The sequence below is a fragment of the Paenarthrobacter nitroguajacolicus genome (assembly GCF_031455195.1).
GTDB classification, from domain to species: Bacteria; Actinomycetota; Actinomycetes; order Actinomycetales; family Micrococcaceae; genus Arthrobacter; species Arthrobacter nitroguajacolicus_D.
Genome location: NZ_JAVDSH010000002.1, coordinates 273505 through 287691, shown reverse-complemented (window position 1 = coordinate 287691; position 14187 = coordinate 273505). Strand labels below are relative to the sequence as shown.

Here is a 14187-nt window from a genome sequence, read left to right as displayed (position 1 = left end):
CTCATAGCCCGTAGGGGCCGGTCCAGAGCGGCCGGCCCCTCCATAAACGAGGACTCATGTTACGCATAACAGATCTTTCCAAACGGTACGGGCGCACAAACGTATTGCACAACGTATCACTGACTATTCCCTCAAATGGCATATACGTACTTCGAGGTGAAAACGGGACCGGCAAGACCACCCTCCTGAAGTGTTTGGCTGGGCTTGAACGATACCGAGGAAGCATTCTCTGGCACAGAGATCCATTGTTGAACAACATTGCTGCAGCCTTTGATGATTCCACAGTGCACGGCCGACTCACAGGTTTACAAAATCTGCAAGCCTTACTGGATGCATCACCAAAAGTCATTGAAGAGACTCCTGCAGTTCGGATGTTTTTAAATCATGATCTTCTCAAGAAGAGGTCTGCGACCTACTCTCTCGGACAAAGAAAAAAGATCAAGATAGCAGCTGCTTTCGCGGCACGGAAACCATGCATCTTGTTGGATGAGCCGCTGTCTGGCCTGGACAAATCCGGTCGAGAGGGCCTGCTGCATTTGCTGGAATCCAGCGCCGACACCAACTGTGTACTGATCTCAGATCACGAATCCGCGTTCTACCGCAGCGTTTCCTCATCTGAGTTCACCATTCGACATGGCAAGGTTCATCGGGATCCAGGCAACGAGGCTTTCAAGAGTGATGATTTTGATGAATAGCCTGCTCTGTTCCATAAGAACAGAACTGAGATACCAGCACTGGAGCAGAATGCTCTGGCTTCCCTTCAGTGGCCTGGTTTTGGCTCTCGTATGCGCATTCACCGGGAGTGCCAGCAACGTCGGTGCCAGCATGACTCGTCTTGAGGCGACTGAAGCACAAGCAGCAGCCAACGGACTGTCCCTGGCTCAGGCCATGGAACAGCCCATGAGCCTGGTGGTTCAGGACGGTCAGAAGCTGGTGGACAATCCACTTCGCTATGACTACGAAAGGGCCTACCTTGCGTACCAAGCCCTCGAAGGAACGAATGGAGTCGGAACCGGACTTGAAATGATCACCTTCTTGGTCATCCCGCTACTCTTTTTCGTGTACGGGTGCGGCGTGGCGGCCGGCGACGCCCGCCGTCGTATTTTGAAGGATCGAGTGGTCATACAAGGCGCAACGTCATACGTCGTTGCCAAGGCGGCGACTGTCGTAGCCGTTTCCCTGGCCGCGATCCTGATCGCGGCGACGTTGAGCCTTGCTGCGGCGCCTATCGTCAGAGCCGCCTTTCTACCCTCTGTCGATCGCAGCTTTCCCTACCCTGTGGCAACAGTGGCTGTTGAAAGCCCCGCAGTCCAAATCGCGTTCAGTGCGTCTACGGCAATGATGTTCGGGCTACTGGGTCTGTTTGTCGGACTTGTGGCCAGAAGCATGCTGATACCGAGCTTGGCCGCCGGCGGGCTGCTTATGGTGGCACCTTTCGCTGGGCCCTACGATCCACGAAACATTCTTACCGCTGCCGGAGAGGGCGTCTTCAACTACTGGGGTGGGTTCAGTCCACGCCCGCCATTCCCAGTGCAGATCGAATTCGGCTTGGCAGCCATGGCCGGCGGATTGGTCTTTGTTTCCCTGGTGTCCGTCGTTATTTGGTCACGGATGACGAAATTTGTGTAACCGACCACGTGGGCAGACAAAAAAGCAGGGCCGGTCAGTGACCGGCCCTGCTTCTTAGTTATCCGAAGACTAGATAGCCTGGATGTTTACTGCCTGGGGACCCTTGGGGCCCTGCTCGACGTCGAAGGAAACCTTCTGGTTCTCTTCGAGGGAGCGGTAGCCCGAGGAGTTGATCGCAGAGTAGTGAGCGAAAACGTCCTGGCTGCCATCTTCAGGAGAGATGAAGCCGAAGCCCTTTTCGGAGTTGAACCATTTCACGGTACCTGTAGCCATTTTTTCAGTCCTTACTGAAGGTGGAGATTGTCCCGACTTTCGGGTCTCCGGGTGTGGGGTGTTCTCCACCGTTACTTCAGAAGGTCACGATCCGGAAGGATCGTGGGGACTGCCTGAACTACCAAATGCCAAACACAACAACACCGTCAAGTCTACAGAGTTTTGAGCAGATGGCTAGTGCTGGGAAATATTTATCCATCAGATGTGTTCCGGAGACAGTCCTGGCAGCCCCAGTTGGGCGCTACTGCGGCTCGTCGCCTTTGCTTGCACCCTGGAGCCTTTCCTTGATCACCCAGCTGGAAATTGCCGGAGCGGCAGTCGCTATCAGGCACGCCGTGGCCCAGAGGTTGTCCAATAGTCCGCTGAAGAGCAGAACCAGGCTAAGGGCCGCCACCACCCACGTTGCGATATCGAGAGCCCGGATCAAGCTTGTGGTCGACATGTGCAAATCGTCCCCCCAGATTGTCTTTCGGAAAGCCTACGTCTTTTCAAAACCTTCTTCGCCCATCCCCAAACGCCGCCCGCAAGCGTAACGTTCACCCCATGGGACCGACACCTGACACGGTCATCATCGGCGCAGGCCAGGCGGGCCTCACGACGAGCTACTGGCTCACGCAGTTCGGCGTCGAGCATCAAATCCTTGAGCGACGGGATTCTCTGGGCGGTGCCTTCCAGGATCGTTGGGACGGCTTCTACATGAACACTCCCAACCTTTCGCTGGACCTCCCTGGGATGCCGTACGACGGCGACGACCGGGACGCGTTCATCCCCCGCGACGCCGCGGTGAACCTCTTCAGGCGGTACGCGGAGCTGATCGCAGCGCCAGTTCACACCGGCGTCGACGCGACCAAGTTGTCCCCGACCTCGAACGGAGGCTTCCAGGTTGAGACGTCTCTGGGCAGCTTGAAGGCGCGCAACGTTGTTCTTGCAACGGGTGCCTACCAAGTTCCCAAGATCCCGGCTCTCGCCGCGAAGCTCCCAGACGGTGTAACCCAGCTGCACACTCACGATTACCGCAATCCCGAGCAGCTACGCGAAGGCGCCGTGCTGGTCGTCGGCACCGGGCAGTCAGGTGGGCAAATCGCCGAGGAACTCCACGCCGCCGGACGCGACGTCCACCTCGCAGTTTCGATCGTCCCTGAAGCGCCCCGCCGGTACCGGGGCCAGGACCTCATCTACTGGATGCTCGAAACCGGCAAGCACGGCCCCGACTACGGAATCAACGCCCTTACCACCAGGGCGCTCCCCTCCCCCTCCCTGCGATTCGCACCCAACCCTCTGCTCTCGGGCATCGACGGCGGCCACAGCATCCACCTCCGCGAACTCGGCCGCCGCGGCATGCACTTGCATGGCCATGTTGAAGCAATCGACGACGGCGGCATCACCTTCAGCGACGACCTCCCCGAGCGCCTCGCCGCCGTCGAGTCCGCGTTTGGACAGCGGTCACGAAAGGCGATTGATGCTTACATTGCGGCAGCGGGGATTGATGCGCCGTCGCAGCCACCTTTGGCAGCGGATGACTGGCTGCCTACGGAGCCGGCGCAGCTGAACCTGGCCGACTCCGGCATCACGTCCGTCTTGTGGGCAACCGGGTACAAACTCGACTTCAGCTTCGTTGACATGCCGGTGGTTGATGAGTGGGGCTACCCGAAGCACGTGGGTGGGGTGATGGAGGCAGCTGGACTGTTCGTCGTCGGGCTGCCCTGGCTCACGCGGCACTATTCAGCGATAGTCGGTGGTGTGGGCCTAGACGCCAGATTCATCGCTGAGCGAATCTCCGGCCTATGAACACTGTTCCCACTCAGTCAAAACGCTCCCAGGAGGACGATTCCATGCAAATGCCCAAGCCATCAGAGGCGGACAAGGAACGCTTCCGCTCGGCCGTCCCCGAAAATACGGAGGCGGAGGTTAAGCCGATGTTCGGGAACCTCGGCGCTTTCGTTCACGGCAACATGTTTGCCGGCCTGTTTGGCCCCACCATCGGCGTGAAGCTCTCCGAGGCCGACCAGCAGGAATTAGAGGCCAATCACCAGACGCAACCCTTTGGTCCCGCAGAACGTCCAATGGGCGGTTACGTCGGACTTCCGGAGTCGTGGCAGGACGACGCCGAGCAAACTGCGGAATGGGTGTCCAAGGCGTTTGAGAACGTGGCGAAATTGCCGCCCAAAGCACCGAAAGCACCCAAGGCGAAGCAGCCCAAGAATTAGCGAATCCAGCGCCCAAAAGCTCTCGCCAAACATGTCCGGAAGTGCTGTGATCCTGCTATGGCATCAATGAATGGGCGCGTGTCCCTCGTGTCGGGCGCTACGGGCGGCCTTGGCAAGGCCATCGCTACTGCGCTGGCCCGCGAAGGAGGGACCGTCGTCGTGCTTGGCCGTTCAGAAGCGCGGGCAGAAGACGCGATTCGCGACATCCAGGCTGTGGTCCCCAACGCGGCGCTGGAGCCGCTTGCGTCTGACCTCTCGAGCCAGGCCTCAATCCGGTCGGCAGTTGACGAGTTCCATTCCCGTCATCAAAAACTCAACGTGCTGGTCAACGCTGCTGGCGTGTTCCGTAAAGAACGCCAAGTGACCCCGGACGGCCTCGAAGTCACATTCGCCACCAACGTAATGGGCTATTTCCTGCTCACCAACCTGCTCGTGGATTCGCTAAAACAAGGCGCGAGTGAAGACGATCTTTGGACGTCGCGGGTGGTCAATATCGCGTCGAAGTATTCGGGTGGCCCGTCGGTTACCAAGATAGATTTCGACGACCTTCAGACCACCAAGCGCAAGTACAGCTACATGCGCGCTACCCCACCAACGATGCTTGGCCGGGTTCTGTTGACTCAGGAGTTCGCGGAGCGTCTTCGGGGCTCAAACGTTGTGGTGAATGCCGTGCACCCGGGCCTGGTAAAGAACACGGGGCTGCTGCAGGACGTTGGCGGACCATTCCGCTGGCTGACAAACACATTGGGTAAGCCTGCCGAGGAAGCGGCAGATACGCCCGTCTGGCTGGCCACTTCGCCGGATACTGCTGCCGTGACCGGCAAACTGTGGGCCAAGCGCAAGGAACTGCCGACGCCGGGCATGGGGTCGGACCCGGCGTCGCGGAAGAGGCTGTGGGAGGAATGCACCCGACTGGCGAAGATCCTCTGAGCTTCCGCTCCGGAAACCTACGACTCCTTCAGGTCCAGCTGCGGCGCAGGCCTGCGGAAACCACGCGTCAAGTAGGCGAGCCAGACCAAGCCAACGGCAGCCCATGCCAGACCGAATCCGATCGACAGGCCACTCAGACTCGTCCATAGCCAGATCGTGAGTACAAACCCAATGCCCGGAAGCACAAGGTTATGGATCACGCCGCGAGCTCCGCGGGCCTTTTGGTCGAAGAAGTAGTGCTTGATGACTGCCAGGTTGACCACGGAGAACGCTACGAGCGCTCCGAAGCTGATCAGCGATGAGATGGTCAAAAGGTCCAATACGAACGCCAGTAGCGACACGGCGGAGGTCAAAAGGATGGGCAGGACGGGTGTCCGGAATCGTTCGTGCAGCCGCCCCAACGCTGCAGGGAACACTCCGCTGCGGCCCATGGAATGAATGATTCGCGAGACCGATGCCTGGGAGGTCAATGCTGATCCGAGACTGCCGGCAATGTAGGCGGCCGTGAAGAAGGCCACGAGCAGTTCGCCGCCGGCCGCGCCAATAACCTCGATGGCCGCCGAGTCCACGTCGTTGAAGGTGCTGACGGGGAGAACCAGGTGGCTGATGTACGCGAGCCCCAGGAAGATCATGCCGGCCAGGATGGTGGTGATCATGATGGCGCGGGGCAGATTCCGCTTCGGGTCCTTGGTTTCCTCCGCAAAGGTTGAGACGGCGTCGAACCCCAAGTAGGAGAGGCAGAGGATGGCGGAGCCGGCGAAGACGGGCGAAAGTCCCTCGGCACCTTCGGTCCCGGTGAAGGGCGCCAGTAGATCAACATTGCCAGTTCCGGTGATGGAGGAAAGCCCCAGGGCCACGAACAACACGATGAAGATCGCTTGGAGGCCCACCACCACAAAGTTGGCCTTCGCAATCGCAGTGATGCCGAGGATGTTCAGCACGGTCACAGCCATAATCGAGACGATCATGAACACCCACGACGGCACCGCTGGGAAGGCCGCGTTCATGTAGATGCCGATCAGCAGGTAGTTGATCATCGGCAGCAACAGATAGTCCAGCAGGAGCGACCATCCGGCCATGAAGCCAAGGCCTGGCCCGAACGATCGGGTTGCATAGGTGTACGCCGATCCCCCGAATGGGAACGCCTGCGACATCCGGCCATACGAGCGGGCCGTGAACAGCATGACCACCAGGGTCACTGCATAGGCAGCCGAGAGCCGCCCGCCGGTCAGTTCCACGACGATGCCGTAGGTGCTGAAGATGGTCAGCGGCACCATGTAAACCAAGCCCAGCAGGACCAGGGATGGAACCCCGAGGACTCGGCGCCAACCTTGGTTCGCCGACTCCGTGGACGCGGGCCCCACAGGCTTCTCGCCTGCCGGTGTATCAGTTTCAAACATGGGGGTCATTGGGAATCCTTGGTGGTCATGCTGGAGTGTGCTGGGAAGCTGCGACGCTGCAGAACTTCGTAGCGGCAACGGGATCTACGGGGTCACCGAGATCCTGAAGTGCTGGGGCCGCTCAGGGGCGCGTGGTGGACGCCTCTGGTCTTTTGAACGTGAAATGAATAGCGTTCATTTAGTGTGACGGTGAGGCGGGTCACAGTCAATATGTGACGAGTGGCTCTGAGGCGGCGGCGGCGCTCACGTTTACCTCGTGCGCGCTCGCCCGCCTACGGCAACTCCCCGACGGGGGATCTTACCGTTGACCGCCACCTCACATCCTCCATTCACTTGCGTTCTCCGTCGCCAAAACTTGACTTGTCACAACACTCAAACCGGATGTGAGATGTAGATCCCCAAATTATGTGTCCGCTAGGTGCCAGCCGTGACGCGGTTGTTCATATATTTTTGAAAGCAGATCGTTGGCACTCGTGCCAGTACTCAAACGATCCGCCGCCACCCAACATCGGACAGTGGCCGGCAACAAAAGGGACAAAGGCAGTGGGTTACATCTGTGGGGGCATTATCGGAGCTGACAGATCCATCAGCAATTGCAAATACGGCCGACGAATTCAAGGTTCTGGGACGAGATGCATTCCTGGCCAAGCACGGACAACAACCATCGGTGCGGTACTTCGCCGCTGTCAACGGCATGCTTATCGACTCCAAGCCGCTTTTGGCAGTCGCCTACGGATACCAGCATCCGGCCAGGGGCCCACTCTCGAGCCGGCTATTCTCGGGCGGTGAAGAGACTAGAAAGGCACTGAAACGCTTTGGCATAGAGCTCACCTCAATTGCCAGTGAGCCGCCAGCGCGTATGTATGGGGAAATCCCGGATTGCCCGCCGGGGACAGCTTTCAGGGATCGACGGGAGGCGTTCGAAGCTGGCGTTCACAGGACCACTCAAGCCGGCATCGCTGGTCAGGCAGGCGGCACCCAATCGATTTGCCTTTCAGATGGATACTCAGATGACGAGATTCAGGGTGACCTCATCACCTACACCGGCTTTGGTGGTCGCGACGCTAACACCGGCCGGCACATCGCCGATCAAAGGCTGGAAAAAGGCAATCTTGGCCTCGTCGAGAATTACAAACTTGGCCGGCCTGTTCGAGTCCTGGTCAAGGAGTCCGTGCTCACCGCGAGGAAGGCCAACACTGAATACATCTACTTAGGGCTGTTCACGGTCACGACATGGGGCTGGGGTAAACGTGACGGCTGGAAAGTCTTGATTTACCAGCTCCGAGCAGTTGCTGGCGAAAGCCTCATTCCCGATGAAGTTGCGACGGCTTTGACCCGCGGGGAAGACGTAACGCCGCCTCGACGCAGCGCACACGCCAATCGGATCATTCGGAACTACGATGTCGCCGCTTCCGTAAAACGCCTCTATGACAACACGTGTCAGATGTGCGGAACCAGACTCATCACTGCCGTGGGGCCGTATTCGGAGGGTGCACATATCCGCCCGCTGGGCATCCCCCACAACGGACCGGATACTTTGGAAAACATCCTTTGCCTATGCCCAAATTGTCACGTCCTCTTTGACGGGCATGCCCTGACCGTTCGACAAGACAGCACGGTCATGAATCTTGGGAGACCGACGGGAAAGTTGAGAGTGGTGGAGGCCCACGGGCTCAACTACGACCATCTTGCTTATCAGGAACAGTTCTCGACAGCTTCTTCGGGACGGGCTGCTGGTTCCCAATAAGCCGCGACACGGGCCGAGGAATCTATTCCAAGCTGGCACCCGGACGCAAGTTCACGGCTGAAAGATGCTTTTCGACCCTGCTGTTCGCGGCTGATCAACTGTCCCTGGTGCAAGCGCGAGCTGCCGACCATTGAGGGGAAGGGTCCCGGGGAGGTACCAGCAACCCCCAGCTACTCCCCGATCGCGCCGTACTCATCATCGGCACCGACCAGCCGTGCGGACAGGTGGCATCCGGCGCCTGCCTCCTCAGACACTTTCCGGAGAACGATTTCCTCCAATCGCAAGGCCGGAATGTGGTGCTCGTTGCGACGCGATCCTGTCTCGGAAGGTGACTGGGCTCCTACGCGTAGCTCCAAGAATCCCTCCAGCTTCGAATCCAACTGCGCGAGCTTCCAGCGAACTTCAAGGGAGAGCCTCTGGCTGCTCGAGCCCCTCGGCATTCCATTCAGTCAGCACTCGATCGGGAGGCCCCAAGGGCCTCAGGCCGCTGCACCAAGAACACCGACCCCAGCACCAACACCGCACCAACAATCTGCCACCCCGACAACGCCTCCCCCAGGAACACGAACCCCAGCACCGTCGCCACAAGCGGGCTCAGGAATCCCAGGAACGACACCACCATCGTCGGCAGTCGTTGGATACCCCGAAACCACACCGCGTAGGCAGCCAACGCGCCGATGACACTGAGGTAACCAAAGCCCGCCAGGTTAGGCAGCGAAACCGACCCCGGCAGTCCTTCAACCACCAGCGTCACGGGCAGCAGCATGACTCCACCCATTGCCAACTGCAGGCCGGTAAACCCAAGCAGCCCCACGCCGTCGGGCCTTCCCCAGCGTTTCGTGAGGACGATGCCGGCCGCCATGCTCAGCGCCGCCGCCATTCCGGCCAGCACACCCACAAAAGTCAGCGTCGCGTCGGATCGCAGGACGAGCAAGCCGACACCCGCGGCTCCCACCGCGCAAGCAATGATGTGCGCCTTGCGGATTCTCTCCCCCAGCAACAGCACGCCGAGGAAGAGCACGAACAAGGGCTGGATGGACATGACCAACGCCGCCAGTCCACCCGGCAGTTGATACGCGGTGAAAAACAGGAGGAAGAAGAACAGACCGATGTTCAGCGCACCCAGCGCCGCCGCTTTGAACCACCAACTCCCCCGTGGCCACGTTCGGGTGACCAACATGAGCACGATCCCAGCGGGCAGGGCCCTCACGGTTGCGGCCAGGAGCGGCCGGTCGGCGGGGAGGAACTCCGTGGTCACCAGATAGGTGGAGCCCCAGACCATCGGCGCAAGGGCGGTGATAAAGAGGTCGCGAGGGGATGCCTTCGACGCCCCAACTCCCGCCGTGCTGGCAACCGTTGCAGATGAACTCATCTTTCACTTCCATACATTTCGATGTCGAACTATTTGATTTAAGACAATGTAGGTGCTGTACTGTTTGAGGTCAAGCATTGGAGGACGATGGACCGCGACGCAGTGGACATGATTCTTGAGCAGTGGAACAGGGAGCGACCCGACGTGGACGTCAGCTCCATGGGCGTTCTGGGCCGGCTCAACAGGGCGAGCCGCCTCGCCTCTCTGGACGTGCAGAAATTCATGAACCAGTTCGGACTGGAGCCGTGGGAGTTCGACGTCCTGGCGACACTGCGCCGGTCGGCAGCCGAGGCGCCGTTGACGCCGGGCAGGCTCGCCAGCCTGACCATGATCGGCTCGGCGGCGATGACCAACAGAGTGGACCGGTTAGTAAGCCGCGGCCTGGTCCATCGCGAGACCAACCCCGAGAACCGCCGGCAACTACTCATTAGCCTCACGCCCGAGGGACTCGCCTTGGTGGATGACGTAGTGGAGCACCACGTTGAGAACCAACAGAAGATGCTCGAAGGCCTCTCCAAGACTGAGAGGACACAGCTGGCGAACCTGCTGCGCAAGTTCCTACTGACAAACAACGACGTCGACCCCACCTAAGCGGTCCCATGCAAGGATGAGGCGTGGACACTTCCTCTGAGCAACTGGCGATCGCAATCGGAAAAGCACTGGGAGGCGGACAGGCAAGTGCCTACACCGGCACCTCGTATTGCCAGAGCGGCAACCATTTGGTGAGGCATGCCGTTTCGGTGCATCCGCGGGCCTTCATGTGGTCTGCGAAGGAGTTACCGGACGGACCGACGAGAACATTTGCCCCCCGCTCCCTCACCCTTCAGACGGACGGCGCCGATGATTTCAGCCTTTCCATTGATCGCATCCCGTTTTCCTTTCCTGAATCCGTCAAGCTGTCGTTCCCACTCTCCCTGCCCATATGGGGCCGACACCTGGACGACTATCATCCGGTTGCATGTGAGGTGAATGGCTCGGACACAACACTCCTCCTCAGGCACCGCATTGACCCGACAATCTTTGGGTCCTTCACCTTTGAAACCGAAAGCGGAATCGCTAAAACCCTGCTCACGCCCACGACGGCACTGAAACTGGAGCGCGAGATCCCTCCGGACAACGGAAAGTACGACTTCGGATTTGTGGCTGGCTCCGGTGACGCTGAATTTCAGAACCGCTTCCGCCCCGACGGAAACCCTCACCATTAGAGGTGGCCCGCAAACGAAAGTCTGCAGACCATTCTCAATCTCAGGTCACTCAAGCTCGCAAGGCTCCTGGCCCGACTCTTTACGCTTGCTCCGCCGCAACACATAAACGCCGTAGCAACCGAATCCGAGCATGAGCACCGCAGCCGCGGCACGCCACCAGGAGAAAGGCTGCCAGACGGCGAAGTTGAGTCCCATAAGGAAGAACGACACGACCTGCAGGGGATGCGGAGCCGTTTTCATTCTTTGCTCCTGCCACTAAGACGCCCGCGCGTGGTGAGCTCCCGATTCATCCCGACGGCCGCGGCAACGCCAACGAGCGGCGTCAACACGAAACTCAGTGGGTATCCCCTGAGAAGCAACGCCAACGTGGTCGCAGTGACGCAACCTACGCTGAGCCTGGCCATTTCCGATTCCTGGCTACAGGACGGCACCCACCGCCATTTCCTGTAGTGCACAGCTGCAGCCAGGATGCACACCACCAACGCGGCAGCGACGACGAAGATCAGCGGCTCAGGCACCAACCCCACGCACAGCACACTGGCCCCTAAAATCAAGGACAAAGACAACGAGTACCGCTTGGTCTCCATCGTGTTTGCTGGCATAAAGCCTCCCCTGACGCGACGCTTGCTGTGACACGAACAGCGTGGGTCTCCAAACCCGGACTAGGTGCCCAAAAGCACCAAACTAGGTGGCGGCCCGACCCAAATAGGTGCTCAATCGCCCGAAGATGAGTGGCAGAGCACTCCTCCTAGGTGCCACCGAGCACCCCACATTTTCATTTCGGAAATTTCCGACATATGATCGAATGATGCCTATCGACGTCTTCGGTGCCCTCGCAAACCCTTCGCGGCGCACCATCCTCGACAGCCTCCTCGGAGGTCCCCTGACCGCGGGCGAACTCACCGGCCAGCTGGAACTCAGCCGCTCGTCGGCGTCGGAACACCTCAGTGTCCTCAAGGAAGCAGGCCTGATCCGGGAGGAACGGCAAGGCAGGCACAGGATCTACCACCTCCAAGCCGCCGGGCTGCAGGAAGTCAACGGCTGGCTGAAGCACTACGAGCAATATTGGAACCAGCGTCTCGACGCCCTGGCCGAACTACTGGACGGCCAATTAACTGAACAGGAAAATACCCATGACTGACAACGCTATCCGCCTCGAACGCACATTCCCGCACCCCCAGGACGCCGTGTGGGCAGCCCTGACAACGCCCGACCTCCTCGCCCGCTGGTGGGCACCCGGCGACATAGCACCCGCAGCCGGCCACCGGTTCACCATGGACATGGGCGCCTGGGGCCAACAGTCCTGCGAAGTCCTCACGGTCGAGCCTGGCACGTCCATCAGCTTCAGCTTCGCCGAAGGAACCTTGGACACCATCATCACCTGGACACTGAAAACGGTCGACGGCGGGACCACCCTCTACTTCGAACACGCCGGCTTCAACCTTGACTCACCTATGGGACGCCAAGCTATCGAGGGCATGGGCAACGGCTGGCCCGGCCTGCTTGCCCGGATCGACGAGGTCTTGGTTAACGCCAGCTAGCGTCGGCAGCTAAGGCGAGTGCCGTCGTCGCACTTTCCTGCACGGTGCCGGACGTAGATCCGGCACCAACGGCGTGCGCCGCACGGGCATGGCAGGATGGGCTGATGTTGCCCGATGCCGAGTCCTTGCTTGCAGGTCCCCGCGGAAGACGACTGTGCCTGGAGCTTGCCATGGCAGCCGACGAGGAAATCCTCTGGGCCGCACGCCACCTCAGCTACAACCTCGATCCGGCGGCCGGTAGATCGAGGGCCATGTACACGCTCAGCTCCTCCAAGGAGCCTGAGCCCGTTTCAGCTGCTCCGACCCTCGCCGAGTTGGTTTCCCGCATCAACGCATTGGACTTGGATACCGTGAATTCCTTGGTGCCATACGCCCTGCAGCGAAGCGTGAACACCGCCAGGTATTGGCAGGAACCCGACGGTGAGGACGCTCTCGCCGCCACGGATGCGGTGGCTGCTGCGTTGGCACACGTCGCAGCGGGGGTTCTGGAATCACCCGCGTCGCAATGGTGGCGGGACGGCTTCCGGCCGGGGCAGTGGGCGATCGACTGGCGTTCCGCAAACGACCGAGCTCCACTCCCCCGAAGTCCCCAGCAAATCCTGGCCGAATGGGGCCGCAAGGAGCGCGCCGATGAGGCCCGCGCCGCGTGGGAACGCCCTGCAGACATTAGGGCCCAGGTGGGCGGAGAGTGGTGGTCAATCCCGCATGGGCTTGTGCAAACCGTCCCATTGATCCCCGGAGGGCTCAGCCTCGTGGAGGATTCCCTCGGGTGGGAAAAGGCAACCACTATCCCTGTGAGCGGCGCCGGGCGGATTCTGGAGATACGCACGGCCACGGATTGGACCGATCTTTGCCGGACCTACCCGCTGGAGGTCACTGCATCTCGCCGCCATGACTGGTTCCGCTCTACCGGTCGCCACGGGCGCTGGCTCATCCCTGACTGGGAGCAGGCCGCATCGGAGTGGGACGCCGTGCACCTCACCGTCGCGGGCTACCTCAATTCGGCAGGTCGCGCGCTCCCCGTTGGCCCGGACACCGCAACAGTGATCGCGGGTTGGGACCCGGGCAGCACGATCTGGCTCACGGACGTGGCCCGCGAATCCGAAGAACAGCCACGGCAGTTCTGGCACCGGCCCGATAACCAGGACGAGTGGTTCCAAATCCGGGCGGATTAGGCGATATCCCCGCCGGGACACGAATCAGGGTGGAGAATCGCGGGTATGGGTGGATCAATGTACCAACCGGCAACTGACAATCCGGCTCGGGATGCTGCCCGAAAGCAACGCGCATCCCGCGCGGAAGACTTCGGCGAGTTCGCAGTGTGCCTGTCACTCACTGATCCGGGCCCGTCCTCCATTTCCGGCCCATCCAAGGTCGAAGCGGGAATCAGGGTCGCTGCGAACTTCGCCGACACGAACAAGGGCGCGCTGTGCCTGATAACCCTCATACCGGCGCAGAACCTGCCCATGCGGAGCGTGCACCTTGTGGACCTCTTGGCAAACGAACTTACAAACTTCGCGTGCAGCCATATGGTTCCATACGGTGACGACGTGGCGGCGGCCCTTGGGCGCGCCAGCGCTCAGCCCGCGTCCATCCGAATAAACGGGATCGATGCTGCCGGGTGGAGTCTGCAGCATCGTGAGCTGCTCGGCCTGGTCGCCCATACCGGAAACCGCGTGTATATGTGGCTCAGTACGAACGCCCCCGAAGCGTCACTGGCACTAACAACCGAAGACTTGGGCGCACATCTCAGGACGATTCGCGGCAAGTAAGCAAGAGCGAAACCAAGAGAAGGCCGCCAAGGCGCGCCCCGCCGTCGTACTTTCCACTTCACACCCCGGTTACCCGCCGCCCCGCCAGACCCGGTAAATTTGATTCCACGA

At 60.3% G+C, this 14187-nt stretch carries 18 protein-coding genes; 12 read left to right on the top strand and 6 right to left on the bottom strand.

The features are described from left to right. Positions 1-56: 56 nt before the first annotated feature. The gene (locus tag J2Y68_RS05150; RefSeq protein WP_309990587.1) at positions 57-695 is read left to right on the top strand and encodes an ABC transporter ATP-binding protein; all 639 of its coding nucleotides are present in this window, start codon (positions 57-59) and stop codon (positions 693-695) included. Positions 696-825: 130 nt separating this feature from the next. Further along, positions 826-1629 carry a hypothetical protein gene (locus J2Y68_RS05145; RefSeq protein ID WP_309990585.1) on the top strand — a complete coding sequence of 268 codons (804 nt, stop codon included), beginning with the start codon at positions 826-828 and terminating at the stop codon, positions 1627-1629. A 69-nt stretch (positions 1630-1698) separates the two neighbouring features. Here J2Y68_RS05145 and cspE read toward each other — a convergent pair whose 3' ends face one another. Together cspE and J2Y68_RS05135 are read right to left on the bottom strand one after the other, a co-directional pair. Beyond that, positions 1699-1902, bottom strand: a complete 204-nt coding sequence (gene cspE, locus J2Y68_RS05140) for a transcription antiterminator/RNA stability regulator CspE (RefSeq protein ID WP_011773907.1) — start codon at positions 1900-1902, stop codon at positions 1699-1701. Between the two features lie 241 nt (positions 1903-2143). After that, positions 2144-2344 carry a hypothetical protein gene (locus tag J2Y68_RS05135; RefSeq protein WP_309990582.1) on the bottom strand — a complete coding sequence of 67 codons (201 nt, stop codon included), beginning with the start codon at positions 2342-2344 and terminating at the stop codon, positions 2144-2146. Between the two features lie 101 nt (positions 2345-2445). On the opposite strand from J2Y68_RS05135, the gene J2Y68_RS05130 reads away from it, so the two are divergent. The 3 genes from J2Y68_RS05130 (at position 2446) to J2Y68_RS05120 (ending at position 5039) form a co-directional block, all read left to right on the top strand. After that, complete coding sequence (locus tag J2Y68_RS05130; RefSeq protein WP_309990579.1) at positions 2446-3690, top strand: flavin-containing monooxygenase; 1245 nt, start codon at positions 2446-2448, stop codon at positions 3688-3690. A gap of 44 nt (positions 3691-3734) precedes the next feature. Beyond that, the gene (locus J2Y68_RS05125) at positions 3735-4109 is read left to right on the top strand and encodes a TfoX/Sxy family protein (protein ID WP_309990577.1); all 375 of its coding nucleotides are present in this window, start codon (positions 3735-3737) and stop codon (positions 4107-4109) included. 78 nt (positions 4110-4187) lie between these two features. Further along, positions 4188-5039, top strand: a complete 852-nt coding sequence (locus tag J2Y68_RS05120; protein WP_309990574.1) for an SDR family NAD(P)-dependent oxidoreductase — start codon at positions 4188-4190, stop codon at positions 5037-5039. A gap of 17 nt (positions 5040-5056) precedes the next feature. On the opposite strand, the gene J2Y68_RS05115 is transcribed toward J2Y68_RS05120, so the two are convergent. Then, positions 5057-6448, bottom strand: a complete 1392-nt coding sequence (locus tag J2Y68_RS05115) for an APC family permease (protein ID WP_309990571.1) — start codon at positions 6446-6448, stop codon at positions 5057-5059. A 547-nt stretch (positions 6449-6995) separates the two neighbouring features. Here J2Y68_RS05115 and J2Y68_RS05110 point away from each other — a divergent pair. Next, positions 6996-8186 carry a YDG/SRA domain-containing protein gene (locus J2Y68_RS05110; protein ID WP_309990568.1) on the top strand — a complete coding sequence of 397 codons (1191 nt, stop codon included), beginning with the start codon at positions 6996-6998 and terminating at the stop codon, positions 8184-8186. Between the two features lie 445 nt (positions 8187-8631). Here the strand turns inward: J2Y68_RS05110 and J2Y68_RS05105 are convergent, their stop codons facing one another. Beyond that, positions 8632-9558, bottom strand: coding sequence for an EamA family transporter (locus J2Y68_RS05105; RefSeq protein WP_309990566.1), 927 nt, complete (start codon positions 9556-9558; stop codon positions 8632-8634). Between the two features lie 87 nt (positions 9559-9645). On the opposite strand from J2Y68_RS05105, the gene J2Y68_RS05100 reads away from it, so the two are divergent. Both J2Y68_RS05100 and J2Y68_RS05095 read left to right on the top strand, forming a co-directional pair. Continuing rightward, a complete protein-coding gene (locus J2Y68_RS05100; protein WP_309990563.1) occupies positions 9646-10149 on the top strand; it encodes a MarR family winged helix-turn-helix transcriptional regulator in 504 nt (167 codons plus the stop codon). A 23-nt stretch (positions 10150-10172) separates the two neighbouring features. Then, positions 10173-10763, top strand: a complete 591-nt coding sequence (locus J2Y68_RS05095) for a hypothetical protein (protein WP_309990561.1) — start codon at positions 10173-10175, stop codon at positions 10761-10763. A 45-nt stretch (positions 10764-10808) separates the two neighbouring features. Here J2Y68_RS05095 and J2Y68_RS05090 read toward each other — a convergent pair whose 3' ends face one another. After that, positions 10809-11003: a hypothetical protein gene (locus J2Y68_RS05090; protein WP_309990558.1), complete on the bottom strand. Its 195-nt coding sequence runs from the start codon at positions 11001-11003 to the stop codon at positions 10809-10811. Further along, on the bottom strand, positions 11000-11365 hold the full coding sequence (locus J2Y68_RS05085) for a hypothetical protein (RefSeq protein WP_309990555.1): 366 nt from the start codon (positions 11363-11365) through the stop codon (positions 11000-11002). The genes J2Y68_RS05090 and J2Y68_RS05085 overlap by 4 nt, the downstream gene beginning before the upstream one ends. A 206-nt stretch (positions 11366-11571) precedes the next feature. On the opposite strand from J2Y68_RS05085, the gene J2Y68_RS05080 reads away from it, so the two are divergent. The 4 genes from J2Y68_RS05080 to J2Y68_RS05065 all read left to right on the top strand — a co-directional run bounded on the left by J2Y68_RS05080 (position 11572) and on the right by J2Y68_RS05065 (position 14076). After that, on the top strand, positions 11572-11904 hold the full coding sequence (locus J2Y68_RS05080) for an ArsR/SmtB family transcription factor (RefSeq protein ID WP_309990553.1): 333 nt from the start codon (positions 11572-11574) through the stop codon (positions 11902-11904). After that, positions 11897-12304, top strand: coding sequence for an SRPBCC family protein (locus J2Y68_RS05075; protein WP_309990550.1), 408 nt, complete (start codon positions 11897-11899; stop codon positions 12302-12304). The genes J2Y68_RS05080 and J2Y68_RS05075 overlap by 8 nt, the downstream gene beginning before the upstream one ends. Positions 12305-12408: 104 nt before the next feature. Next, positions 12409-13479, top strand: a complete 1071-nt coding sequence (locus tag J2Y68_RS05070) for a hypothetical protein (protein ID WP_309990548.1) — start codon at positions 12409-12411, stop codon at positions 13477-13479. A 45-nt stretch (positions 13480-13524) separates the two neighbouring features. Further along, a complete protein-coding gene (locus J2Y68_RS05065; RefSeq protein ID WP_309990544.1) occupies positions 13525-14076 on the top strand; it encodes a hypothetical protein in 552 nt (183 codons plus the stop codon). The last annotated feature ends 111 nt before the right edge of the window (positions 14077-14187 follow it).